This window comes from Pseudoalteromonas sp. XI10, assembly GCF_001469895.1.
In the GTDB taxonomy this organism is placed as follows: Bacteria; Pseudomonadota; Gammaproteobacteria; order Enterobacterales; family Alteromonadaceae; genus Pseudoalteromonas.
In genome coordinates this window covers 168,949-190,014 of the sequence record NZ_LOPY01000047.1, presented here as the reverse complement: position 1 = coordinate 190,014, position 21,066 = coordinate 168,949, and the positions used below count along the sequence as shown (strand labels likewise).

Annotated in this window: 23 protein-coding genes; 7 read left to right on the top strand and 16 right to left on the bottom strand. The window is 41.7% G+C overall.

Annotation, left to right across the window (positions count from 1 at the left end; genetic code table 11):
* Nucleotides 1-89 precede the first annotated feature (89 nt).
* Nucleotides 90-236 (bottom strand): DUF2986 domain-containing protein, encoded by a 147-nt coding sequence (locus AUR67_RS20920; protein WP_064971746.1) that lies wholly within the window; start codon nt 234-236, stop codon nt 90-92.
* A 156-nt stretch (nt 237-392) separates the two neighbouring features.
* Between AUR67_RS20920 and AUR67_RS12630 the strand changes: the two genes are divergently transcribed.
* Nucleotides 393-1,883 (top strand): dipeptidase, encoded by a 1,491-nt coding sequence (locus AUR67_RS12630; protein WP_058585528.1) that lies wholly within the window; start codon nt 393-395, stop codon nt 1,881-1,883.
* Between the two features lie 66 nt (nt 1,884-1,949).
* Here AUR67_RS12630 and AUR67_RS12625 read toward each other — a convergent pair whose 3' ends face one another.
* The 4 genes from AUR67_RS12625 to AUR67_RS12615 all read right to left on the bottom strand — a co-directional run bounded on the left by AUR67_RS12625 (nt 1,950) and on the right by AUR67_RS12615 (nt 5,024).
* Nucleotides 1,950-2,741 (bottom strand): putative porin, encoded by a 792-nt coding sequence (locus AUR67_RS12625; RefSeq protein WP_058585527.1) that lies wholly within the window; start codon nt 2,739-2,741, stop codon nt 1,950-1,952.
* Between the two features lie 126 nt (nt 2,742-2,867).
* Nucleotides 2,868-3,296 (bottom strand): OsmC family protein, encoded by a 429-nt coding sequence (locus AUR67_RS12620; protein ID WP_058585526.1) that lies wholly within the window; start codon nt 3,294-3,296, stop codon nt 2,868-2,870.
* An 89-nt stretch (nt 3,297-3,385) separates the two neighbouring features.
* Nucleotides 3,386-3,538: a DUF2256 domain-containing protein gene (locus AUR67_RS20915; RefSeq protein WP_082401584.1), complete on the bottom strand. Its 153-nt coding sequence runs from the start codon at nt 3,536-3,538 to the stop codon at nt 3,386-3,388.
* Nucleotides 3,528-5,024, bottom strand: a complete 1,497-nt coding sequence (locus tag AUR67_RS12615) for a cryptochrome/deoxyribodipyrimidine photo-lyase family protein (RefSeq protein WP_058585525.1) — start codon at nt 5,022-5,024, stop codon at nt 3,528-3,530. The genes AUR67_RS20915 and AUR67_RS12615 overlap by 11 nt, the downstream gene beginning before the upstream one ends.
* Nucleotides 5,025-5,192: 168 nt before the next feature.
* Here AUR67_RS12615 and AUR67_RS12610 point away from each other — a divergent pair, with 168 nt between their 5' ends.
* Both AUR67_RS12610 and AUR67_RS12605 read left to right on the top strand, forming a co-directional pair.
* Nucleotides 5,193-5,480, top strand: a complete 288-nt coding sequence (locus AUR67_RS12610; protein ID WP_058585524.1) for an EF-hand domain-containing protein — start codon at nt 5,193-5,195, stop codon at nt 5,478-5,480.
* On the top strand, nt 5,477-5,944 hold the full coding sequence (locus AUR67_RS12605) for a hypothetical protein (protein WP_058585523.1): 468 nt from the start codon (nt 5,477-5,479) through the stop codon (nt 5,942-5,944). The genes AUR67_RS12610 and AUR67_RS12605 overlap by 4 nt, the downstream gene beginning before the upstream one ends.
* A 55-nt stretch (nt 5,945-5,999) precedes the next feature.
* Here the strand turns inward: AUR67_RS12605 and AUR67_RS12600 are convergent, their stop codons facing one another.
* On the bottom strand, nt 6,000-6,599 hold the full coding sequence (locus AUR67_RS12600; protein WP_058585522.1) for an FMN-dependent NADH-azoreductase: 600 nt from the start codon (nt 6,597-6,599) through the stop codon (nt 6,000-6,002).
* Between the two features lie 187 nt (nt 6,600-6,786).
* Here AUR67_RS12600 and AUR67_RS12595 point away from each other — a divergent pair, with 187 nt between their 5' ends.
* Nucleotides 6,787-8,709 (top strand): alpha/beta hydrolase family protein, encoded by a 1,923-nt coding sequence (locus AUR67_RS12595; RefSeq protein ID WP_058585521.1) that lies wholly within the window; start codon nt 6,787-6,789, stop codon nt 8,707-8,709.
* A gap of 60 nt (nt 8,710-8,769) precedes the next feature.
* On the opposite strand, the gene AUR67_RS12590 is transcribed toward AUR67_RS12595, so the two are convergent.
* Genes AUR67_RS12590 through yghU form a run of 3 tightly spaced genes read right to left on the bottom strand, consistent with a single transcriptional unit; the run spans nt 8,770 to nt 11,388 of the window.
* Nucleotides 8,770-9,156: a hypothetical protein gene (locus AUR67_RS12590; RefSeq protein WP_054561969.1), complete on the bottom strand. Its 387-nt coding sequence runs from the start codon at nt 9,154-9,156 to the stop codon at nt 8,770-8,772.
* 58 nt (nt 9,157-9,214) lie between these two features.
* Complete coding sequence (locus AUR67_RS12585) at nt 9,215-10,513, bottom strand: MFS transporter (protein WP_055021473.1); 1,299 nt, start codon at nt 10,511-10,513, stop codon at nt 9,215-9,217.
* Between the two features lie 35 nt (nt 10,514-10,548).
* The gene (gene yghU / locus AUR67_RS12580) at nt 10,549-11,388 is read right to left on the bottom strand and encodes a glutathione-dependent disulfide-bond oxidoreductase (RefSeq protein WP_058585520.1); all 840 of its coding nucleotides are present in this window, start codon (nt 11,386-11,388) and stop codon (nt 10,549-10,551) included.
* Between the two features lie 111 nt (nt 11,389-11,499).
* Between yghU and AUR67_RS12575 the strand changes: the two genes are divergently transcribed.
* Together AUR67_RS12575 and AUR67_RS12570 are read left to right on the top strand one after the other, a co-directional pair.
* Nucleotides 11,500-11,874, top strand: a complete 375-nt coding sequence (locus AUR67_RS12575) for an STAS/SEC14 domain-containing protein (RefSeq protein WP_058585519.1) — start codon at nt 11,500-11,502, stop codon at nt 11,872-11,874.
* An 8-nt stretch (nt 11,875-11,882) separates the two neighbouring features.
* Entirely contained in the window at nt 11,883-12,902 is a 1,020-nt protein-coding gene (locus AUR67_RS12570; RefSeq protein ID WP_058585518.1) for an endonuclease/exonuclease/phosphatase family protein, read from the top strand.
* A 39-nt stretch (nt 12,903-12,941) separates the two neighbouring features.
* On the opposite strand, the gene AUR67_RS12565 is transcribed toward AUR67_RS12570, so the two are convergent.
* On the bottom strand, nt 12,942-13,532 hold the full coding sequence (locus tag AUR67_RS12565) for a rhomboid family intramembrane serine protease (RefSeq protein ID WP_058585517.1): 591 nt from the start codon (nt 13,530-13,532) through the stop codon (nt 12,942-12,944).
* Between the two features lie 112 nt (nt 13,533-13,644).
* Nucleotides 13,645-14,331 (bottom strand): type 1 glutamine amidotransferase domain-containing protein, encoded by a 687-nt coding sequence (locus tag AUR67_RS12560; protein ID WP_058585516.1) that lies wholly within the window; start codon nt 14,329-14,331, stop codon nt 13,645-13,647.
* A 134-nt stretch (nt 14,332-14,465) separates the two neighbouring features.
* On the opposite strand from AUR67_RS12560, the gene AUR67_RS12555 reads away from it, so the two are divergent.
* On the top strand, nt 14,466-15,377 hold the full coding sequence (locus AUR67_RS12555; protein ID WP_058585515.1) for a LysR family transcriptional regulator: 912 nt from the start codon (nt 14,466-14,468) through the stop codon (nt 15,375-15,377).
* Here the strand turns inward: AUR67_RS12555 and AUR67_RS12550 are convergent.
* The 5 genes from AUR67_RS12550 to AUR67_RS12530 form a co-directional block, all read right to left on the bottom strand.
* Nucleotides 15,374-16,111: a dienelactone hydrolase family protein gene (locus tag AUR67_RS12550; protein ID WP_058585514.1), complete on the bottom strand. Its 738-nt coding sequence runs from the start codon at nt 16,109-16,111 to the stop codon at nt 15,374-15,376. The two genes, AUR67_RS12555 and AUR67_RS12550, sit on opposite strands and share 4 nt — an antisense overlap.
* Nucleotides 16,112-16,200: 89 nt before the next feature.
* The gene (locus tag AUR67_RS12545) at nt 16,201-17,430 is read right to left on the bottom strand and encodes a glycerophosphodiester phosphodiesterase family protein (RefSeq protein WP_058585513.1); all 1,230 of its coding nucleotides are present in this window, start codon (nt 17,428-17,430) and stop codon (nt 16,201-16,203) included.
* A gap of 35 nt (nt 17,431-17,465) precedes the next feature.
* The gene (locus AUR67_RS12540; protein WP_058585512.1) at nt 17,466-18,323 is read right to left on the bottom strand and encodes a carboxylate/amino acid/amine transporter; all 858 of its coding nucleotides are present in this window, start codon (nt 18,321-18,323) and stop codon (nt 17,466-17,468) included.
* An 89-nt stretch (nt 18,324-18,412) separates the two neighbouring features.
* Nucleotides 18,413-20,551: a M3 family metallopeptidase gene (locus tag AUR67_RS12535; RefSeq protein ID WP_058585511.1), complete on the bottom strand. Its 2,139-nt coding sequence runs from the start codon at nt 20,549-20,551 to the stop codon at nt 18,413-18,415.
* A gap of 217 nt (nt 20,552-20,768) precedes the next feature.
* Entirely contained in the window at nt 20,769-20,978 is a 210-nt protein-coding gene (locus tag AUR67_RS12530; protein WP_054561957.1) for a hypothetical protein, read from the bottom strand.
* Nucleotides 20,979-21,066 lie beyond the last annotated feature (88 nt).

Genomic DNA, 21,066 nt, shown 5'->3' with positions numbered 1-21,066 from the left:
GCCTACAGCTGGCAGCGGCGTGAAATTTCTTTTGCGTGTTGCGCGATGTAAAATCGCGCCTACAACCCTACCGCTGACCGCTAGGTATTTTAACTTTCCTGCTCAGCTTCTTGCTGTGCTAATTTTTCGCGTTCTGCCTTTGAGATGTATGCCGGTTTATTACTTTTATGCAATTTTGCATTGGCGCGCTTATCTTTTTGCTTAAGTTTAGTGAAGATCTTTTTTCTGCGGTTCATGAGTCTAACAAACGAATTAATAGGGTGAGTGGCTATTGTACCTTGTTGGTATTTTTAAGCGATCTATTTTGCTTGAATTAGAGATGTTATGTCGGCGTTATAAGCGTTACAATCAAGGCGACTTTCTAAAAACCTTCTTAAACTCTGGAGCTTATCTTGAAACATTCATTACTTGCTGCATTTTTATTAAGTGCTTTCTCTAGTCAGGCAGCTGTGTCTGAGCAAAGTGAAAAGCTGGCTAACTACGCGGTAGAGCAATATCAACAAGCGCAAATTCATACCTTAGAGAATTTAGTTTCGTATCCAACGGTAAATAAAGAAGGGCTAGCGAATCCAGATAACCCAGATTTCATTGGCTTTAAGTCGTTCTTAAAAATGAAAGCGGCGCAGTTTGGGTTTGATTATCAAGATTTAGGCTACACAGTATTAATTGGCATGGGTAACCAAGCTGACAAAGTAACCATAGTAACCCATGGTGATGTGCAACCAGCAGATGCCAGTAAATGGCAGCAAAGTCCATTTAAAATGGATAAAACCTCTGAGCCAGGAAAGCTAATTGCACGTGGTACAGAAGATGATAAAGGCGCAATTGCGACTGCACTGCATGCAATGAAGGCGATTAAAGACAAGGGTATTACATTAAATAACCGTATTGAATTAATGGTTTACCTTGCAGAAGAGTCTGACTGGGCACCACTCGAAGAGTTCATGAAAACCTATCAGCAACCAAAATACGCTGTCACTATTGATGCTTCATACCCTGTGGTTGTTGCAGAAAAAGGCTGGAGCTTAATTGCCCCGACTTTCTCTGCGACCTCTGCACAAACAGGCTTATATGTTAGTGACTTAAAAGGCGGCGCCTTTGTTAGCCAAATCCCTGAAGATGCCAGTGTGTTAGTACATAACGCTGATGCGGCAACTGTGGCTAAATTACACGACAATGTTGCTCAGCTTAAAAACGTCAAAGTGGCGATGACTGAGCAAACAAATGGCTTGTTAGTCCAAGTGAAGGGGATTTCAGCGCATTCATCTGAGCCAGAGGCGGGTGAAAACGCCATTGCGCACCTTGCAGAAATCTTTAAAGGTATTGATCTTGAGAACAATAGCGATGGTCAAGCAATTGAGTTTATCAATCAGCTAATTGGTCTTGACTTATACGGCGCGCAATTCGGTGAAATTGGTTATAAGCATGACTTTATGGGCCCGATGACTGTTTCGCCAACCTTATTAAGCCGCGATGGTAACGACATTAAGTTGTCGATTAATATGCGTCGTCCGGTAGGAAAACAAGAAGCGGTGCTTGAGCAGCAAATTAATGAAGCACTTAGCGCTTGGCAAACTACTAATGGTGTTACGTTAAAAGACACTAAAGTTGTGATTGGTACGCCAATGCTGTTAGATGGTGCGCCTCATGCAGAGGCGTTACTCGATATCTTTAAGCACTTTACCGGCGATAAAGACGCGGGCTTTGTGTCAATTGGTGGTGGCACAAATGCTAAGCTGTTTGATAATGCGGTGTCATTTGGTCCATCAATGCCAGGTAAAAAGTACACAGGCCACTCAGAGCATGAGTTTATTACTAAAGAGCAGTTAGAACTGAACTTAAAAATGTACACTGCAATGATGATGAAGCTAGGTAATATGTAATTCTAGAAACTGAAAACGCCGCTTTACAAGCGGCGTTTTTGTTTAAAGCTATTGGCTCATATCAGTTTAAAACTGGGCAACAAACTTAAGGTTATAAAGTTCAGCAGAGCCGCTTTCAGTGTAATTCGCGGTTAAATAGTATTTATCATTAATAAAGTACTTGCCTTGTAAAACGAGTTCAGAATCATCCAAACCTGCGCCTATGGCATAGTGATCGCCGAAGTAGTAGCTGATCATGGCATTGCTTGCTGAATCATTAAGGCTGTCTTGGTGGCCAACATCGACAGTAATGTAATGGCTACCACTTAAATGATTAAAGTATCTGGCAGAGACATTCCAAACGTCGAGTTCATCATCTGTTTCCGCGCTAAAACCAAGGTAATCCTTATCGTTTATTTGGAGGTTATACTGCGCTTTTAAGCGGAAATAATCATCACCATATTCACGCACATCCCTATTTACAGAGACCTTTAAGGCATCGGCAAATAAATAGCCTATTCCTAAGGTATAGTCATCAGCATCATCAACATCGTAAATTTCACCTGTAACAAACCAGTTTTTATAAAATCCTTCACCAAACATGCCAAGATAATCAGTGTAATCGCTATTAAAGTAATTCACTCGGATGTTTGAATCTGTATCTAGGTAACCATAATCATCAAGTACCCCAGAGCTCTGCTGCTCCTCAAAGTAGTAATGGCTCACTAATTGGTAAGCATTAAAACTATATCTGTTACTCTCTATGTGCGTATAGTCGATACTATTGAACCATTGTTTACTCATCTGTTGTTCTGTTGCGATTGAGCTGCTTGAATAAGCAAGTGCTGCCAGAGCAATAGGGGCAAGTTGTTTAAACATACATATCCTTGTTGTATTTGGTTTTGCTTCATCAAGATAATACAACAAGTAGGTATTTACATTGTAATAAAGTGTTGTGGGTCTGTTAGTTTGTGAAAAGGCCAAGCAGTGCTTGGCCTACAGAGATTAATTAAGCGTTGTGGTGAGTGATATTTCGGCATTCATCAGTTTAGAAATAGGGCAGCCTTGCTTGGTTTGCTCACAAAGTTGCTCAAACTTTTCGCTCGAAATTTCTTTTATCTTAGCACTAACATCAAGTGCAATGTGGCTCACTTCGAAGCCGTCATCAACTTCATCAAGACTCACTGTTGCTTTGGTCGTTATGTCGTCAGCGACAAAGCCTGCTTCAGTTAGTGCAAGCGATAGCGCCATGCTAAAACAGCTACTGTGTGCCGCTGCAACCAGCTCTTCAGGGTTAGTGCCTGACTTATCTTCAAAGCGAGTGTTAAAGCCAAATGGCTGTTTCTCAAGCGCGCCACTTTGACTAGAAATATAGCCTTTGCCAGATTTAATATCACCAGACCAACTCGTATGTGCAGATTTTTTAATCGTCATCGTCATCTCCTTTGTAAATTTTTTCGACAACCGTGAAAGGCTTTCAGGGTTTTGTGCCGAAAACTGTGAGTTAACGATATAAGTGCAACTTAAACGCCAATATTTCTTTTTGCTTCACGCTTGCAACGCTCTGAGCAGTACTTTACATGCTCCCAGTCACGTTGCCATTTTTTACGCCACATAAATGGCCTGTCGCAGACGGGGCAGGTTTTGCTGGGTAAATTAAGCTTTTTATGAGCCATGGCGTTGTCTTTTAAGGCTTGTAACATGCTTATGCAGTACGGCTTTTGTGCCACGCTTTACATCATCACGTTCTCGAAATGACCATAATCGCTCACGTGCTTGTTTGGCTGCATGTTCAATATCTACCATAGGCTCAGGGTAGTCTTCGCCGAGTTTAAAGTTATTAAATAAGGCCTCCATTGGCGGCTGTTGCCATGGCTGGTGGAGATCTTCTATGGGTAAGTTTTTAAGCTCAGGGCACCATGTTTTAATAAATATGCCATCTGGGTCTTTATCTTCAGATTGCTTTATTGGGTTATACAAACGAATCGTGTTGGTTCCTGTGACCGATGCTTGCATTTGGATTTGTGGGTAGTGAATACCAGGCTCAAAATCTAAAAAATAACGCGATAAAATAAAGCTGACGGATTGCCAATGAATGTTCATATGATGAGTCATAAAGCTGACTAACATAGCGCGCATTCGAAAGTTAATGTAACCCGTTGCCTTGAGGCAGCGCATACACGCATCAATAATGGGAATACCTGTTTGACCTTGCTCAAAGCGCTTTAGGTGCTCAGCAACATGTTCATCATCGCGATAAGGGTAGTGCTTGTAGCCCGCATTTTGCGGTGCAAACTCCATGCTGCATTGAGTTTCGAATTTTTGCATAAAATGGCAATGCCAGTGAAGCCTTGACTCGAAAGCATATAATGAGCGACGCCAGCTTAAAGGCTGCTTTGCTAAATAGTATTTTAGAGTTTGATAAACTTGTCTGAGGCTCAAGTTGCCAAAGGCTAAGTAAGGCGAAAGCCTAGAGCATGAATCTCTACTTTTGGAAGGACTCGAGATGCCACTTTGATAGCTCTTTGCACGCTCTTCTACAAAGCTCTGTAGGCAAGCTCTGGCTGCATGAGGGCCACCATATTGAAACTGCGGGTCGTGCTTTAGAAAATTATCAGCACAGGTTGCTGCTTGGTAATTATGAGGCTGCACTGCATTAAAGGCTTGCCAATTTGGCGTTACAAGGCGTTGGTTCATCACGCCATGCCAATGTGTTTGCCAATCAAACTGTTTTGGCCTCGCTCGTTTTACACCTCCAAGTGGCGTTTCATGCCAAGGAATTGCTTTGCTGTTTAGCCAGCGTTTGACCTGTTTATCTCGCTCAAAGGTATTGTAAAGACCTATTTCTTCATGACTATAAACCCCTGCAATATCAAAATCTTCACTAAGGGTTTCTAACAAGGTAATCATTTCTTGATTATAAATAGCGATTTCAGCGTTATATTTTTCGAGCTGTTGGTTGATGTCTTTAAGTGACTGAGCAACAAAACGCCAGTGCCTAAAGCTGTAATGGGGGTCTTCGAGTAATAGGGGCTCAAAGTTGTAAATAAGTAAGCAAGGCAGCTCTGATGCAATTGCACTGGCAAGTGGCTGATGATCAGATAGTCGTAGGTCACGTTTAAACCAAACAAGATTTACTTTTTGTTTTTTTGAGCCTGCCATAAACGTGGAGTTGAAAATTGCTTTGGTGCTTATACGTAGCAAGTCACAACTTAGATTAATTACTAAAGCAATCCACAAAGTTTCCACATTTGTAGCATATTGCCCACACACTTTTGGATGATATTCAGATTATGCTTACGGTCAATTGAATGACATAAGAGGTTCGCTATGAAGCAATTATCTGCACTTTCTGTTTTAGTTATTTCGTTGTTAGCCACAGCGCCCGCTTGTTTTGCTCGCGACCATCAAGGCGGTCCACCCCAGCGACCTGACTTTGCATCGATTGATATAGATGGCAATGGGGCGATTGATTTTACTGAGTTTAGTGAACAGCCTATGCCTGAAGATATGCTGCAAACCATTTTTAATGACATGGATGCTGATCAAAATGGTGAAGTAACTGAAGACGAGTTCAACAACCATAAACCACCAAAACGTAAGGAAAATCAACGATGATCAACAGTGTTTCATCGGGTGCGAATTTTCAGCCCATGCAACGACCTCAAGCAGAGCCGTTGACCAGTGAACAAACAGAGTTAATGAATAAAACCTTAGCTCAATTTGATCCTGAAAACTTAACCGCAGAAGATGCACAATCTATTATGCAAACATTTATGGATGCGGGTATTCAACCGGGTCAAGAAATGGAAGCAATTATGGCTGAAGCTGGCTTTGATGCCGCTGAAGTCGGTGAATTAGGTCGTCCTGAAGGTGAGCGTCCGCCTGGTCCGCCACCACCGCCGCCAAGTGGTAATTCACTTGAGCAGGTTGATAGCGAAGAAGTTGTCAGTTATTTAGATGAGTTGTTAGCGCAATATTCTGATCAACTGGGAGAAGAAGATAAAGAAGCGATTCTAGCCTCTGTGCAAGAAAAGTTTGGTTTATCTGAAGGTGATTCGCTGTTATCGGTCACAGCGTAAATCACAAAGCGGTCATGATGACCGCTTTTTTATATCTAGCTTTATTAATCACATATTAAAGTGACGCGGTGAAAGCCTTTATTTCGTTTTGTGCTGCTTCTAAGCTTTGCTCTGCACCTGGCATCGCAAGGCCTTCAGCGTAAATAAAGTTAACATCAGTCATACCCACAAAACCAAGTACATCATTTAAGTATTTAGTTTGTGTATCCATGTCGGTGCCTTGATATACACCACCACGGGCAGCAAGTACCACTACTTTTTTGTCTTTAATTAAACCTACAGCGCCTTGCTCTGTGTATTTAAATGTAATACCAGCACGAGCAATACGATCAATCCAAGCTTTGAATGTTGATGGAATACCAAAGTTATACATTGGCATACCAATAACAATCAGCTCGTTATCGTTAAGTTCAGCAATTAAATCGTCAGAAATTGCAGCAAGTAGCTTTTGCTCATCGCTACGTTCGTTTGCATCAGTCATCCAAGCAGCCATTTCTGTCTGCGTTAAGTGAGCAATCGCATTGTCGCTTAAATCGCGAGTTGTTACTGAAATTTGTTGGTTGTTAGCAAGCTGCTCAACAAATAGTTGGCTAAGCTTGGTTGAATTACCTTGTTCACCATTTAAAGATGAATTTAACACAAGTACTTTTTTCATCATGTCACCTAAGAAAACTGAAGTTGTGCGGCTATTATAATTAGCAAAAAATAAATTAATAATGCTATTAATCGAGCATTACGTTCGTTTTAAACGAATGGAAGGGGTGTCTAATTTTTTGAATTAGTCTTTTTTTGTAATTTAATGTTACTATTGCCGCGACAATAAAAAAGAAATGGACTTTATTATGAAGTACTTACTGCTAACTCTTTTTGCAGTGCTGAGCTTAATGCCTCGTGCTGCTGAAAACACACAACTCCCTGTAGAATCATTCGCCTCTTTACGCGCTTTTAGCCAAGTAAAATTTTCGCCAAATGGTAAAAATTTATCGTTTATTCGAAATGTAAATGGTGAGCTGGTTTTAATGGTTTATAACCGTAAAACTAAAGAAGCTGATTCTATTATTCGTTCAGATAATCACACTATTTTCTTCGATTGGTATGAATGGGCAAATGATGAGGTACTACTTTTAGGTGCCCGCTATATTCAACGCCAATTTGGCGGCCCTAAATATACCTCTACCCGTTTATATGCATATAAAATTGGTGGTGATGGCAAGGCGAAACTGGCTATAAAGCCTAACTTTAATCGTGATGAACGCCAACCGCAATTTGGTGATCAGGTAATCAGCTTTTTACCCGATAAAAAAGATAAAATTTTAGTTCAAGGTGATTTTGATGTTGCCAATGCCCCTGGCGTATATGAACTTGATTTAAGTACACTTCGTAAGAAAAAAATTCAGCGCTCACGTAGTAAAGTTATCGATTGGACAGCAGACCGCCAAGGTAATGTGCGTATTGCTCTAAAAATGGATGAAGACGAATTTGAATATATTCTTTATGACGAAGATCGAGATAACCGTAAAACGTTATTCAAATATAAAGCATTTAGCCCTGATGTAGTGACTGTTTTGGGATTTGATAAAGACCCTAATATTCTTTACTTCAAAGCTCTTAAAGATGGCTATGATGCGCTTTATAAAATGGACCTAACGACCATGAAAAAAGAGTTAGTGTTCAGCGATGATAACTATGACTTCGACGGTCATATATTCTATTCATCTCTTACAGGTGAAGTAGCAGGGTTTACGCACTCTCAATTAGATGAGGGGATCCGTTACTGGGATGAAGATTTAAACAACCTTTATAATGGCTTACGCGCTGTATTGCCGGCAGATAAGTTTGATATTGATATTATTGATACCAGTAAAGAACAGCGTCAATACGTGGTTTACGTTTCAGATGAGCAAATTCCTGGTACCTATATGCTGGGTGACCGAGATTCTAACGAGTTAACTGCATTTGCCTCGGCATTTCCAGATGTTGATGAAACTGTTTACAGCGGTAAAAAGCAAATTAGTTATAAAGCCCGTGATGGCTTAACTATTGAAGGATATTTAACTTTACCTGTGGGCTACAAAGAAGGGGATAAATTACCAACAATTGTGTTCCCTCATGGCGGGCCAATGGCTCGTGATTACGCTGGTTTTGACTATTGGACTGCGTTACTTGCTTATAATGGTTATGCAGTACTACAACCAAACTTCCGTGGTTCGAGTGGCTATGGGCATGAATTTGAGATGGCTGCAGTTCAAGGTTACGGTAATGAAATGCAAGATGACTTGCAAGATGCGGCGAATTGGCTTGTTGAAGAAGGTATCGCAAATAAAGATAAAATCTGTATTGGCGGGGCAAGTTATGGTGGTTATGCTGCATTAATGGCGGTGGTTAAACACCCAGAAACATTCAAATGTGCAGCAAGCTTTGCTGGCGTTACTGATCTTGAGCGTATTGTTAGTAAAGCGCGTTATTTCACTAATAAAGAAATTGTGCGTAAGCAATTTGGAACTGATGGCGATAAACTAGAAAAAGTGTCGCCTGTTAATTTTGCAAAGCAAATTAATCGTCCGGTGCTATTGGTTCATGGCTCTGATGATAACGTGGTGCCTGTTTATCATAGCCGTGAAATGGATGATGAACTTAAAGACGAAGGCAAAGATGTTACTTACATTGAGCTCGAAGATGGCGACCATTACTTATCGCACCAGCCGTATAGAATTAAAACGTTGAAAGCGTTTTTAGAGTTCTTCGATAAGAACTTAAAAAACTAGAATTAGCAAAGAAAAAGGCGACCTAGGTCGCCTTTTTTAATACCTGATTTTGCGTCAATTTTATTTATAAGCTAATTCAGCATCAATATTGCGCATTAAGTTGGTAACCCAATTGATATATTGGCGGTGGATTTTTTTGCCATTGTAATCAAGGTTTATCGAATCTTTGTAATCAATAGAATATTCTTGCTCGTTAAACGTAATATCAACACGTAATTGGTGTTTACGAATATCAAGTTTACCTAAGATTTGACCCTCGGCATTTGAACGACACGTCCAGCCTAGTTTCATACATGCTTTTAAAATATTGGTTTTGATACTTTCAAGGTCATGTTGGCCAGACGCCATTTGCGGTACAGGGTTTGCGTCAAAGTTACGAATAGGCACACTGGTGCTACAAGCAGAAAGTGTAAGTAGCGTAAGAAGTGCAAGAGCTGCCTTTTTCATAGTAAGTCCTTTTTGGAAATAAAATCAGCGCGATTATGCGCTTTTTTTACTGTAGGGTCTAGGCATCGGGTAAAAACCACGCACTAATTGCACCAAGTAAGCCTAAGATACTGTAGAAAAAAATTAACTCAGCAGTCGTTAAGTAGGTATTTAGTAAGCCGACGCTACCTAGCAGTAATAATATAACTCCGATCACCGTATTACTAACAGAGACATAGTCTGTGCGCTTGTTTCCTTCAGCCATATCAACAAGGTAGGTTTTACGACCAAGCCGAACCCCTTGATGAGCTACGGTGAGTAAAAAATAACATAGCGGTAATAGCCAAAATTCATTGAGTGTTTGTGGGCTCAGGTAAGCAACTAAATAAACGGCAAACCCGTTGAGGGTGACTAGCATTGCTGCGAATACTAATACTTTGCGGCTCGATAAATCACTTAATCGCCCCCAAATTGGCGCAGAGACTAAGCTGGCAAGCCCCGAAAGGGCCATAAATGTAGCAAGTAGTGAAAAGTCGAAAGCCTGTTCACTAGCAAGAACGATATAAAACGGGGCGCTCAAAGCAGAACATAGCAACAACGCACGAGTGATAATAAAGTGAGCAAATTGCTTATCCTGGTAAAGCAGTTTTAATTTTGATAAAGCATGTAAAAAGCCGTTTTCAGCGCCCTCGGTTGCGCCCTTGTATTCTTGAATGCGGCTATAACTGAGCGCTGCAAACAGCCACATTAAAGCGGCCAGCATTAAAGCTACATACACCCCATTTTCATAGCCAAGGCTTTGTAGATACCATAAACCAAGACCAAAAGTGAGCGTTGCAAATCCGGCAAAACTAGCAGCAAGGCCGCTAATGCTGCCTCGTTGTTGTTTAGGTATGACCTTGCCTAATACATCTTTTGCAGCAATGGAATTAAAGCCACGAGCAAGGCTAAAGATAATCAAAATAGCGATGATAGCAAAACCTGCCGTTGCACCTTGGAGTGTTAAAGCACATATAAGCATGCCAACAATACACAAGGCTTGCACTATGGCGCCAATCACCCAAACCCACTTTCTAACAGGCAGCCTACGAATAGCACTGGCGATGGCTAGTTGTGGCAACATTGAGCCTGACTCACGAATAGGCACAAGCCAAGCAATAAAACTACTTGGTACATTAATGCTCTGTAAAAGCCAAGGCAGGGTCACTTTAGGGTTTAACAGGGCATCGGCAAACTTACTAAATAGTTGGCTTACTAATAAGGTAAGAAAATTGCCGGGCACTACTTTACAAGCAGCTTCATCAATTGCTTTGCAGGCACGAGCATCCTCGGTGTTACTGAGGCGTTGGTAGATATCTTCTTTACTGAGCTTTTGCATACTTTTTATTTTTATGAAAAAGGGCATTTAAGCCCTTAAAAATCTTCCTTAGAGTGGCGCTCTGCTAACTGCTCAGCTTCATCACCCCATGTTTTGTTTACTCTGCGACCTCGTTTTACAGCAGGGCGGCGCTCAATTTGTTTTGCCCAGCGCATCACATGACTATATGACTCAACATCTAAAAACTCTGCCGCATCATATAAATTGCCAAGTACCAAGCTGCCATACCAAGGCCAAATAGCGATATCGGCAATTGAATATTCGCTACCAGCCATGTAGTCATGGTCGCTTAAATGGCGGTTTAATACGTCTAACTGGCGTTTTACTTCCATAGTGAAGCGATCAATTGGGTACTGCATTTTGAAAGGGGCATAACTATAAAAGTGACCGAAGCCTCCGCCTAAGTATGGGGCCGAGCCCATTTGCCAAAATAGCCAATTACGACATTCTGATTTACTGGCGTGATCGCTTGGGATCAGCGCATCAAACTTTTCTGCCAGGTATTGTAAAATTGCACCTGACTCAAACACGCGAGTAACGGGCGTTGTACTGTGATCCATTAAGGCTGGGATTTTTGAATTAGGGTTAACACTTACAAACCCTGAAGAGAATTGGTCACCATCGCCAATTTTAATTAAAAATGCATCGTAGTCGGCTTCATCAATACCAAGCTCTAATAGCTCTTCGAGCATGATAGTGACTTTTTGGCCGTTTGGTGTCGCAAGCGAGTAGAGTTGTAGGTTATGTTTACCAACGGGCAAGTCTTGCTCGTGGGTTGCACCTGAGACCGGACGATTCGTCTTCGCCCATTCACCACCGTTTTCTGCATCCCATTGCCACACTTTAGGTGGCGTATAACTGTCGGTATTACTCATTGAAACTCCTAAATTGTGCTTTAATGAATGTCATTACGAGATTACCATCCTAGTTGATCAGATAGAGCAAGGGAAGTACAGTTATTAATTATGAATAACAAGGAGGATGACATGAAAAAGCATGGTTTAGCCATTGGCCTTGAGCGAACTGGCACGACTTTTTATCTCACAATTAAAGTAGTCGGAAAGCTTACCCACGAGGATTATAAAACTCTCACTCCTCTTATAGATAATGCTGTAGCAGCAGTTCCGAGTGCAAAAATAAGAGCCTATGTTGATATTACTGAGTTAGAAGGCTGGGAGTTACAAGCGGCGTGGGATGATTTTAAGTTAGGCCTTAAACATAACAAAGAGTTTTGCCGTATAGCAGTGCTTGGTAACAAAAACTGGCAACAAGTGGCAAGCAAAGTGGGTAACTGGTTTATCAGTGGCGAAGTGAAATACTTTGAAGACCCAATTATTGCCACTGAGTGGTTACACGAATAAGGAATTAAGTGATAGAAAACAGTCAACTAAAGGTGGCAACGTTTAATTTATATAATTATTTAGCGCCACCTGACGCATTTTATGATTTTCAGCGCATTTATAGCGCTGAGCAGTGGGCCAAAAAGCAGCGCTGGTTGGCCGATTACCTTAAAAATCAGCAGCCAGATATTATTGGCTTTCAAGAAGTGTTCAGTATCAATGAACTAAAACAACAAGTTAACGCAGAGGGTTACCCTTATTTTGCATTGGTTGATGAGCCAACGGTGATTGATGACTTTATTTATCGCGATCCGGTTGTGGCCATTGCCTCACGCTATAAAGTTGTTGCTGTCAGTCAGGTTGAGGCAGATCAAGATGATATTTTAGCGATGGGCTTGAGGGATAATTTTAACTTTAGCCGCAGTATTATTCGCGCGACACTTGAAGTACCTCACTTAGGACACGTCGATTGCTATGTAGTGCACTTTAAATCAAAGCGCAGCATGCTCCATCACCAAGATGATGAAAGCCACAGCGAACAGCAAAACTTAGTTATGCAGTTAAAATCGCAAGCCCTTGGGCGCTGGGCATCAAGTATGCAGCGTGGCAGTGAAGCAGCGCTGTTACTCGTTGAAATCATTAAGCGCAGAGCGCACACCAATAACCCTGTGATTGTGATGGGGGACTTTAATAATGAGTTACACGATGGTGTGCTCAACCATTTAATCGCTGACCACCTTCGTTTTAGCGGTCATAGGCAAAATAGCCCATCTCGTTCAGAGTTCAAACTACAAGATAGTTGGCAACTCTATCAGCGCCATGTTGTCACCGAGAACGACAGAGAAGCCACCCACTATTTTGGCAGTAGCAGCTCAGTATTTGATTATATTTTGTTATCCCGTGAGTTTGATGCCGGGTTTCAGGGCAGCTTTTTTGAGGTCGTTGATTATCACACCTATGATCAGCACTTAATCAACCCACAGTTTGCCTATGACGATCAAAGTACCGACCATGGCGTTGTGATGGTGACAATGAAGTTAAGAGACTAGAAGCTTATAGCTTTCAGCTTTCAGCTTTCAGCTGTCAGTTTAAAGCTTAGGGCTCTTTTGTTTATCACGCTTTGCCATAATATAGCCAATGAATGCGCCGCTAATTGCGCCGAATAAATGACTTTCGAATGAAATATGAATGCGCTGCGGGAAGACCCCCCAAATCAGGCCGCTGTATAGCACAACAACCGCAATACTGATTAAAATGGCTTTGAATGAGCGGTGCATAATGCCATAGCTAATTAAATAGCCCCATAAACCGTAGATAACACCACTTAGCCCTACATGAATATTGCTGCGGCCAAATAGCCATACTAGTAATCCACCAATGAGCGCAGTGCCTGCAAACACCAGCCAAAAGCGCTTTACGCTAAATTGGCAAACTAGCCAGCCGAGAATAGCAAATGGCACTAGGTTACTGAAAAGGTGCGCCCAGCCACCATGTAAAAATGGCGCAAAAAACACCCCCGATAAACCAGACATTTGTCTTGGCAAAATACCTAAACCGTTTAAGTTTATGCCGGGTAGGGTATTAATTATTTGCAGTACCAAGCACACTAGCATAATGCCTAAAATTGCGAATCGCTTACTACTGATAGGAGGAATTCTGACAGCTTTTTTTTCAGTCATGATGAGAAGCTCTTAAATCAATGTGACCGAATGAGTATAACTTATTAAAAGTGAAGGTAAACACCTTGATATGCAAGGTGTTTACTAAAGGCCTAGGGCATGTTGACCTATTTTAACCTAATTTGGTTAATAGTTTTTTCGCAGCAAGCTCTGAGCTTGCAGGGTTTTGCCCTGTGATTAGTAGGCCATCTTCAATCGCAAGCTCGCCCCAATCATCGGTTTTTTGATACTGACCACCTTGTTTGATTAACTCATCTTCAACAAGTAATGGCACAACATTGGTAAGCTGTACGGCATCTTCTTCTGAATTACTAAAGCCGGTTACTTTTTTATCAAATACCACAGATTTACCAGCTGCATTTTTCGCATTCAGTAATACTGCACTGGCGTGACATACTGCACCCACTGGCTTCTCTGAATTAAGAAATTGCTCAATCAAGCTAATTGAATCTTGGTTATCAACTAAGTCCCATAACGGACCATGGCCACCAGGGTAAAATACCGCATCAAAATCATCGGCTTTAACTTCAGCCAGAGGTTTAGTGTTAGCCATTAAAGTTTTTGCCGCACTGTCTTGCTCAAAACGTTTTGTGGCATCGGTTGCTGCATCAGGAGCTGCACTGTTTGGATCAACCGGAGGTTGGCCACCTTTAACAGAGGCTAAAGTTACCTCTACACCAGCATCAATAAATGCGTAATAGGGCGCTGCAAATTCTTCAACCCAAAAGCCTGTTTTATGGCCGGTATCGCCAAGTTCATCGTGTGAAGTGAGTACCATTAAAATTTTCTTAGCTGACATAGTGAATCCCTTTTTGTGTATTAAGCATCGTTGATAACACTATAGGGGTGAAAATAGAGTTAAACAACGCAGATAAATTTGACTTCATTGGTTTAATAATTGATACAATCATTCAGGTTAGATTAGGAGTTTTTATGAAAGTATCGTTTGAGCAGCTAAAAAGTATGGTGGTGTTTGCCCACATTGTGCAGCAAGGCAGCTTAACTAAAGCAGCTCAGCAACTTGGTTTATCAAGGGCTGTTGTTAGCTATCACTTAAAGAAATTAGAACAGCAACTAAAGCTTACCTTGCTTAATCGCTCAACACGCACCATGACCCTCACCGAAGCAGGTATGGCGTATTATGAACGTTGTCAGGCTATCACCGAGCACGCTGAGGCTGCTAACTTACACCTTGAAAACTTAAAGAGTGAACCGGTTGGGGTTATTAAATTGAGTTGCCCGGTGAATGTAGGCTTGCAACTTGTGGTACCGGCACTGGCTCAGTTTAAGCGTTTGTATCCGAAAATTGATATTGATTTACAGCTTAGTGATGATGTGGTTGATATCATCAAAGAAGGCTACGACTTAGCGATTAGAGGCGTGGCCCTTGAAAGCTCAAACTTACAAGCCACTAAACTTGCAAGTATGGCTACTTGCTTATGTGGCTCAGTCGATTACTTTACAAAATACCCTATACCAAAGAGCATCGCCGATTTAGCGGAGCATACATGGGTGGTGTATCAACCAAGTAGTGCTGTTGTCACGCTCGAAAAAGATAAACGCCGCTTTGAGGTGGCAGTTAGTGGTGGCATAAGTACCAATAACGCTGCTGCACGAACTGCCTTTGTAGAAGCCGGGCATGGCTTAGCGAAAATCCCAGTTTATGATGCATTGCCAAGGATCAAAGCAGGATTGTTACGCACAATCTTAGATGATTACAAAACTGCTGATATTGAACTTTATGGCGTATTCCCGCCAGGGGCGGCGGGAAGTAAAAAGCTGCGGGTTTTACTTGATTACTTGAAGGATTATTTTACTAATCAAGTAGCCACTATGACGATTTAAACAAGTGTGCGATTAAATAAAGCGACTGCTTGTTGATACATGCTGATGGCAAGAGCTGGGTCGTATCGGTCGCCTTCGTCGCGCATAAACGCATGTTGGGCGTTCACTTCTTGCCACTGGTAATTAATGCCTGTTGCCACCGCTTGTTGGTAAATTTTAAGACGGCCTTCTTTTGGTACATGTGGGTCTTGTTTACCCCAAACAAAGTGGATCTCACCTTTAATATCTGCCATGCGCTCAAATGAGTTGTTACCCGCTTGTGCTGGTAAAGTATCGCTGTGTATATCTGTTGCGTATAAACAAAAAGCGGCTTTGATACTTGGGTTTAATGCAGCACGGTATGCAAGGTGACCACCAATACATACGCCCATCGCACCTACTTTTCCTGTGCAGTAATCTTGCTGACGTGCAAATGCAATTAAGGCGTCAGTATCTGAGTCATGGCTCTCAAGCGGTTTTGCCCATTTGTCGGCATTGCCTTTGTCTTTACCAGCATCGTCATAGGCAAGTACTGTCCCAATAGGATTTAACTCATGAAAAACTTCTGGCACTAACACGACAAAACCATGACCAGCAAGTATTGCCGCAGAGCGTGCAATTGGTGCTGTTTCTTGGAAAATCTCAGAATAGAAGATAATACACGGGTATTTACCTTCTTCTACAGGACGATAAATACTGGTGCGCATTACACCTGTGTTGGTCGCTATGTCGTGGCTATGGTGCTGAATAATCATGTTTATCCTTGTAAAAAACGGTTTAGCTAATAATACCTCAGCCCCACCTTTTGGACGAGTAAAAGCCCTTGAAATTTATTGATGCTCAGTTAACTCTCTGAGGCAGGATACTGCATACAGCTTGCGTAATAGGTAAGAGTAGCAGGCCAGTCAGAGAAAATAGCCATCACACCCACTTGCTTAGCAAGGACGTCTATCACTTTCATCATTTGCCCATCTTGTTTAATTACACGGGCAATCGACTGGTAATAATAACCACCGCCATTATTTAATGGACCAGAGCGCTCTAAACTCCAAGTAATGATGTTCAGACCGGCTTGTTTAGCTTTAATAGCATAAAGGGAAGGCACGATTGCACCTGACTCATCAAGGCTCAAAAGCATCCACATTGGCGGTGCGATAATGCGTACTCCATCGTTATATAGAGCCTGCATTGAAGGCTGCCAAGTTGTTTCATCCATAGCATCAAAGTCTGCTTGCTCATCTCGGCCATCAAGATAAATACTGTTGCTTGCAAATTCAGGGTGATTGTTTAGCCAATACTTCACATCTTCAAGATTAAATGATTGCGGATAAACATCTTGGCTATTCACACCTAAAGCTCGATACTCATCAAGCATTTTTTGCGCATAATCTTGCTGACTAAAACCGTTAAATGGCATGCTGACTTCTGGACTTTTTAGCTCGGGTGTCATTTTTACACCTAGAGATTTGAATAACTCAATGCTTTGCTGGTGGGTCATAACAGTGCCACTGTTTGCGTATAAATCAGTGCGCCAGCTTGGTGTGCCTTGCATATACTCTGCGACCGTTTTGGCATTTGCATTGGCACCATCCATTTTAGCTTTTAAGGTTAAAAACTCAGTTTGGGTGATATCGCTGGTGCAGCATTTAGCTTGAGCTGGTTGGCCGTCTTTGGCCGGAGTAAAAGGTTGGCTGCATTTTGCAGCGAGCTCAGGAATCGCTAAAATGTTGGTAGTGGTGTGTAAATCGCACTGTGAATGGCGACACACGAGTTGTTTGTCTTTAGTAAAGGCGACGTCACATTCAAGTACGCCAGCGCCCATTCTTGCAGCGGCTAAATATGACTCTTTGCTGTGCTCAGGAAACTGCATGGGGGCACCGCGATGACCAATTACAAAATCAGTTTTGTAAAAAGGGCCATTACCGCATTCAGCAAGTTGCTGCTTTAACGGCCCATCTGTCATCTTGTCGATTAAATAGTAAGGTCTAGCACCCACTTGCACTGCCTGATCCACAGGCAGATTCTTACAGCCTTGAATAACGAAAACTAAACAACATAAAACCAGTGCGCGCATAACAGCATCCCTCTAATCGAATAGAGTTTAGCCTATCATGACTCCGTGGCAGTTTTATTAAGTTTCTGATTTATAATAAGTGCTAATAAGATAATCGCTGCGCCGATGGCAAGCTTGATGATATCGGCATCACGATTCCAAATCACAATGTTAACGATGATCCCTGCTGGGATCAGTAGGTTATTCATTACAGCCAAGGCACCTACATTGACAATAGTTGCGCCCTTATTCCACGCGAAATAACCAAGCCCTGAAGCAATCGTGCCTAAGTAAATTAACACGCCCCATTGTGTCGTTGTGGTGGGTAGCTTACTGGTATCACCAAATAAGCCGTAACAAATTAGTGCGACAATTAAAGCGCCAATGAAGAACCAAGCAAACACCCGAGAGTGGGGGAGTTGCTCATATTGCATTAGACGTTTGTAAGTTACTTGACCGGTAGCAAAGCAAATATTAGCAGCCTGAACCATTAGCATACCAATGAGATAGTTTTCATCGACGCCTTCATAGCGAATAGCAACGGCACCTAAAATAGCTAGCATTGCGGCGAATAAAAACTTGGCATTAAAACGCTTTTCAAGCAAATCGTTTAACAAAGTGATGTAAAGTGGCGTCATTACCGTAAATAGCAGTACCTCGGGCACGCTAAGGTACAAAAAGGAATGGTAATAGAAGCTGTACATCACACCAAGCTGTACTGCGCCTATTGCCATGAGCTTTAGCGCTAAGGCTTTAGGGGTTTTACGCCAGTGTAAAAAGGGCAAAAACACGCAAGTTGCCAAGCCAATGCGCATTAACACACTAAACCATGCATCCACTTGGCCTGCTAAATAAACACCAATAAGACTAAACGAAAAGGCCCAAAGCAGGGTTACAGCAAATAAGTAGGTCATGTTTGATTAATTTGTAATTTTAAAAATTGCACTATAACAAAAAGCCCGCATTAATTGCGGGCTTTCATCATTTTGCGAATAATTTTAGATTATTCAACTAAACCACGACGCTTTAATAGTGCGTCTGTTGTTGGTTTTTGACCACGGAACTCAATGTAGCTTTGCATTAAGTCGCGGCTGTTACCTTTAGATAAAATCTCTTTACGGAAATTATCACCGTTTTCACGTGTTAAACCACCTTCTTCGGTCATGTGTGCAAACGCATCTGCTGCGAATACTTCAGTCCAAAGGTAAGCGTAATAACCCGCTGAGTAACCACCGGCAAAGGTGTGGCTAAAGTAACAAGACTTATAGCGTGGTGGTACTGGGTAGTAAGCAATACCGTGCTTGTCTAATGCATCATGTTCAAACTTTTGAACGTCTGTAATGTCAGCATCAACACCAAATGAGTGCCATTCCATATCAAGTAGTGCCGCAGCTAAATACTCAGTTGTATCAAAGCCTTGGTTGAATTTTTGTGATTCAAGTACTTTGTTTAAAAGCGCTTTTGGAATTGGTTCACCTGTTTTGTAGTGCTTGGCATAGTTTGCAAGTACTGTTGGTTCAATATTCCAGTCTTCGTGTGCTTGTGAAGGGAATTCAACGAAGTCACGAGCTGTTGCCGTACCCGCTAAGCTTGGGTATTTAACATCAGAGAATAAACCGTGTGCAGCGTGACCAAACTCATGGAACATAGTCGTTACTTCAGAGAAAGTCATAAGTGTAGGTTGACCTTCAGCTGGCTTAGGAATGTTCTGTGCGTTGTAGATCACAGGCATAGTGTTTTTAAGGCCGCTTTGGCTAACATAAGCACTCATCCATGCACCACCACGTTTACCTTCACGTGCGTAAGGGTCCATGTAGAATAGACCGATAGCGCTACCGTCTTCGTTAAATACTTCAAACACCATGACGTCTTCGTGATAAACCGGTAAGTCTTTACGCTCTTTAAAGGTAATGCCGTAAAGCTTATTCATCGCAAAGAATAAACCGTCGTGGATCACTGACTGCATTTCAAAGTAAGGCTTAACTAAAGCTGGGTCTAAGTCGTACTTCTCTTGGCGAACTTTTTCAGCGTAAAACGCCCAGTCCCAAGGTTGAAGCGCAAACGTTTCACCTGACTTTTTAATTACTTGTTGGATTTGCTCTGCTTCAGCTTCTGCTTTAGCAACCGCTTTCGGTGCTAAGTCATCAAGGATGCCGTAAACATTTTCAGTTGTTTGCGCCATACGATTAGTCATTACATACGAAGCCCAATCTTTATAACCAAGTAATGCCGCTTTTTCTGCACGTAGCTTAGTTTCTTTGATGATGATAGGGCTGTTTGTTGCTTGTGCACGCGTTGAAGAAGTTGTCCAAATCTTTTCACGAAGCTTGCGGTTTTCAAGGCTTTGTAAGATAGGTTGGCGAGTCGTGTTCACCAATGTGATCATGTAACCTTCTTTACCTGCTTTTTTGGCAGCAGCTGCAAGGCTTGCAATTTCACCTTCAGATAAACCCGCTAACTCGCTTTTATCTTTAACTAAAATCACATCTTCTTTAAATGATTTTAAGATATTTTGTGAAAACTCAGTTGAAAGCTTGGCAAGCTCTGCGTTGATTTCACGCATTTTTGCTTTTTCAGCTTCAGTTAGTTTTGCACCCGCGTTAACGAACTTTTTGTAGTAGTAATCAACAAGACGTTGATCTTCAGCATTTAAAGACGCTTTGTTGTCGTAAATGCTTTGTACGCGAGCAAATAAAGCTTTGTTTAAGTAAATGTCATCAGTGTGAGCTGACATAATCGGCGCCATTTTAGCGGCGATACGTTGGTACTCACTGTCAGAGATTAAACCTGATAAGTTAAAAAATGCCGCAGACGTGCGGTCTAATAGCTCACCAGAGTACTCCATTGCAACAAGGGTATTTTCAAATGTTGCTGGTTCTGGGTTGTTTGCAATCTTTGCAATTTCAGCTTTTTGCTGTGCGATGCCTGCTTCAAACGCTGGCTCGTAGTCTTTGGTCGAAATTTTATCAAACTCAGGAGCCATGTATTGTAAAGGGCTTGGCTTGAAAAGAACGTTTTCAACATTAGCTGTTTGTGTTTCAGCGGCAGTTTCAACTTGAGTTTGAGTGTCGGCTTGTTGTGAACTACAAGCAGATAATAAAAGCACACTAGCAATCGTAGTTGCTACTAAGGTCTTACGCATGAGAGCTCCAAAAATGTGGATAAATCTTTTCTAACTTATCAAATTTTTGGCTAGAAACAATCAAGTTTGTCGTTTGGTTAGGGAATTTGAACGCAAATAATGTGATTGAGAGGATAAATGTGTGTAAAAAGCCATCAATTGTGTATTAATGGCTCACTTAAGTAAAAAGTGGCACTAGCTGCCAGTTTAAATCTTGATGGTAATAAGTCACCATAGATTAGTTGTAACCCAACACAAACTTTTTCTCTGAGCCAAAGCTTTCAGGCATAGCGTTGCCAAACTCTTTGTTAATTAAATTCAGTGAGTGTTCTTGCTCAGCAAGTAAGTTTAAGATGCGGTTACGGTACTCCAAACTTGATTCAAATAAGTTTAGATCAACCAAAGGTTGTAAAGTGGCAAGTTTTTGTGTGAGTGTCATTTGTGACATTGTGTTCTCCTCGTGCTATTCAAAGCCTGTGAAACCTCAAGCTCTCTCTATGTATATAGCAGCTGTAGTCTAAAATAGTTAATAATTA

Excerpts from the sequence above, each read along its gene's own strand:
- AUR67_RS12545 (WP_058585513.1), bottom strand. The coding sequence starts at position 17,430 with ATGCGCGCACTGGTTTTATGTTGTTTAGTTTTCGTTATTCAAGGCTGT.
- AUR67_RS12575 (WP_058585519.1), top strand. The coding sequence starts at position 11,500 with ATGAAAAAGCATGGTTTAGCCATTGGCCTTGAGCGAACTGGCACGACT.
- AUR67_RS20920 (WP_064971746.1), bottom strand. The coding sequence starts at position 236 with ATGAACCGCAGAAAAAAGATCTTCACTAAACTTAAGCAAAAAGATAAG.
- AUR67_RS20915 (WP_082401584.1), bottom strand. The coding sequence starts at position 3,538 with ATGGCTCATAAAAAGCTTAATTTACCCAGCAAAACCTGCCCCGTCTGC.
- AUR67_RS12605 (WP_058585523.1), top strand. The coding sequence starts at position 5,477 with ATGATCAACAGTGTTTCATCGGGTGCGAATTTTCAGCCCATGCAACGA.
- yghU (WP_058585520.1), bottom strand. The coding sequence starts at position 11,388 with ATGAGTAATACCGACAGTTATACGCCACCTAAAGTGTGGCAATGGGAT.
- AUR67_RS12530 (WP_054561957.1), bottom strand. The coding sequence starts at position 20,978 with ATGTCACAAATGACACTCACACAAAAACTTGCCACTTTACAACCTTTG.
- AUR67_RS12625 (WP_058585527.1), bottom strand. The coding sequence starts at position 2,741 with ATGTTTAAACAACTTGCCCCTATTGCTCTGGCAGCACTTGCTTATTCA.
- AUR67_RS12610 (WP_058585524.1), top strand. The coding sequence starts at position 5,193 with ATGAAGCAATTATCTGCACTTTCTGTTTTAGTTATTTCGTTGTTAGCC.
- AUR67_RS12590 (WP_054561969.1), bottom strand. The coding sequence starts at position 9,156 with ATGAAAAAGGCAGCTCTTGCACTTCTTACGCTACTTACACTTTCTGCT.
- AUR67_RS12600 (WP_058585522.1), bottom strand. The coding sequence starts at position 6,599 with ATGAAAAAAGTACTTGTGTTAAATTCATCTTTAAATGGTGAACAAGGT.
- AUR67_RS12540 (WP_058585512.1), bottom strand. The coding sequence starts at position 18,323 with ATGACCTACTTATTTGCTGTAACCCTGCTTTGGGCCTTTTCGTTTAGT.
- AUR67_RS12620 (WP_058585526.1), bottom strand. The coding sequence starts at position 3,296 with ATGACGATTAAAAAATCTGCACATACGAGTTGGTCTGGTGATATTAAA.
- AUR67_RS12555 (WP_058585515.1), top strand. The coding sequence starts at position 14,466 with ATGAAAGTATCGTTTGAGCAGCTAAAAAGTATGGTGGTGTTTGCCCAC.
- AUR67_RS12585 (WP_055021473.1), bottom strand. The coding sequence starts at position 10,513 with ATGCAAAAGCTCAGTAAAGAAGATATCTACCAACGCCTCAGTAACACC.
- AUR67_RS12565 (WP_058585517.1), bottom strand. The coding sequence starts at position 13,532 with ATGACTGAAAAAAAAGCTGTCAGAATTCCTCCTATCAGTAGTAAGCGA.
- AUR67_RS12595 (WP_058585521.1), top strand. The coding sequence starts at position 6,787 with ATGAAGTACTTACTGCTAACTCTTTTTGCAGTGCTGAGCTTAATGCCT.
- AUR67_RS12550 (WP_058585514.1), bottom strand. The coding sequence starts at position 16,111 with ATGATTATTCAGCACCATAGCCACGACATAGCGACCAACACAGGTGTA.
- AUR67_RS12560 (WP_058585516.1), bottom strand. The coding sequence starts at position 14,331 with ATGTCAGCTAAGAAAATTTTAATGGTACTCACTTCACACGATGAACTT.
- AUR67_RS12615 (WP_058585525.1), bottom strand. The coding sequence starts at position 5,024 with ATGGCAGGCTCAAAAAAACAAAAAGTAAATCTTGTTTGGTTTAAACGT.
- AUR67_RS12535 (WP_058585511.1), bottom strand. The coding sequence starts at position 20,551 with ATGCGTAAGACCTTAGTAGCAACTACGATTGCTAGTGTGCTTTTATTA.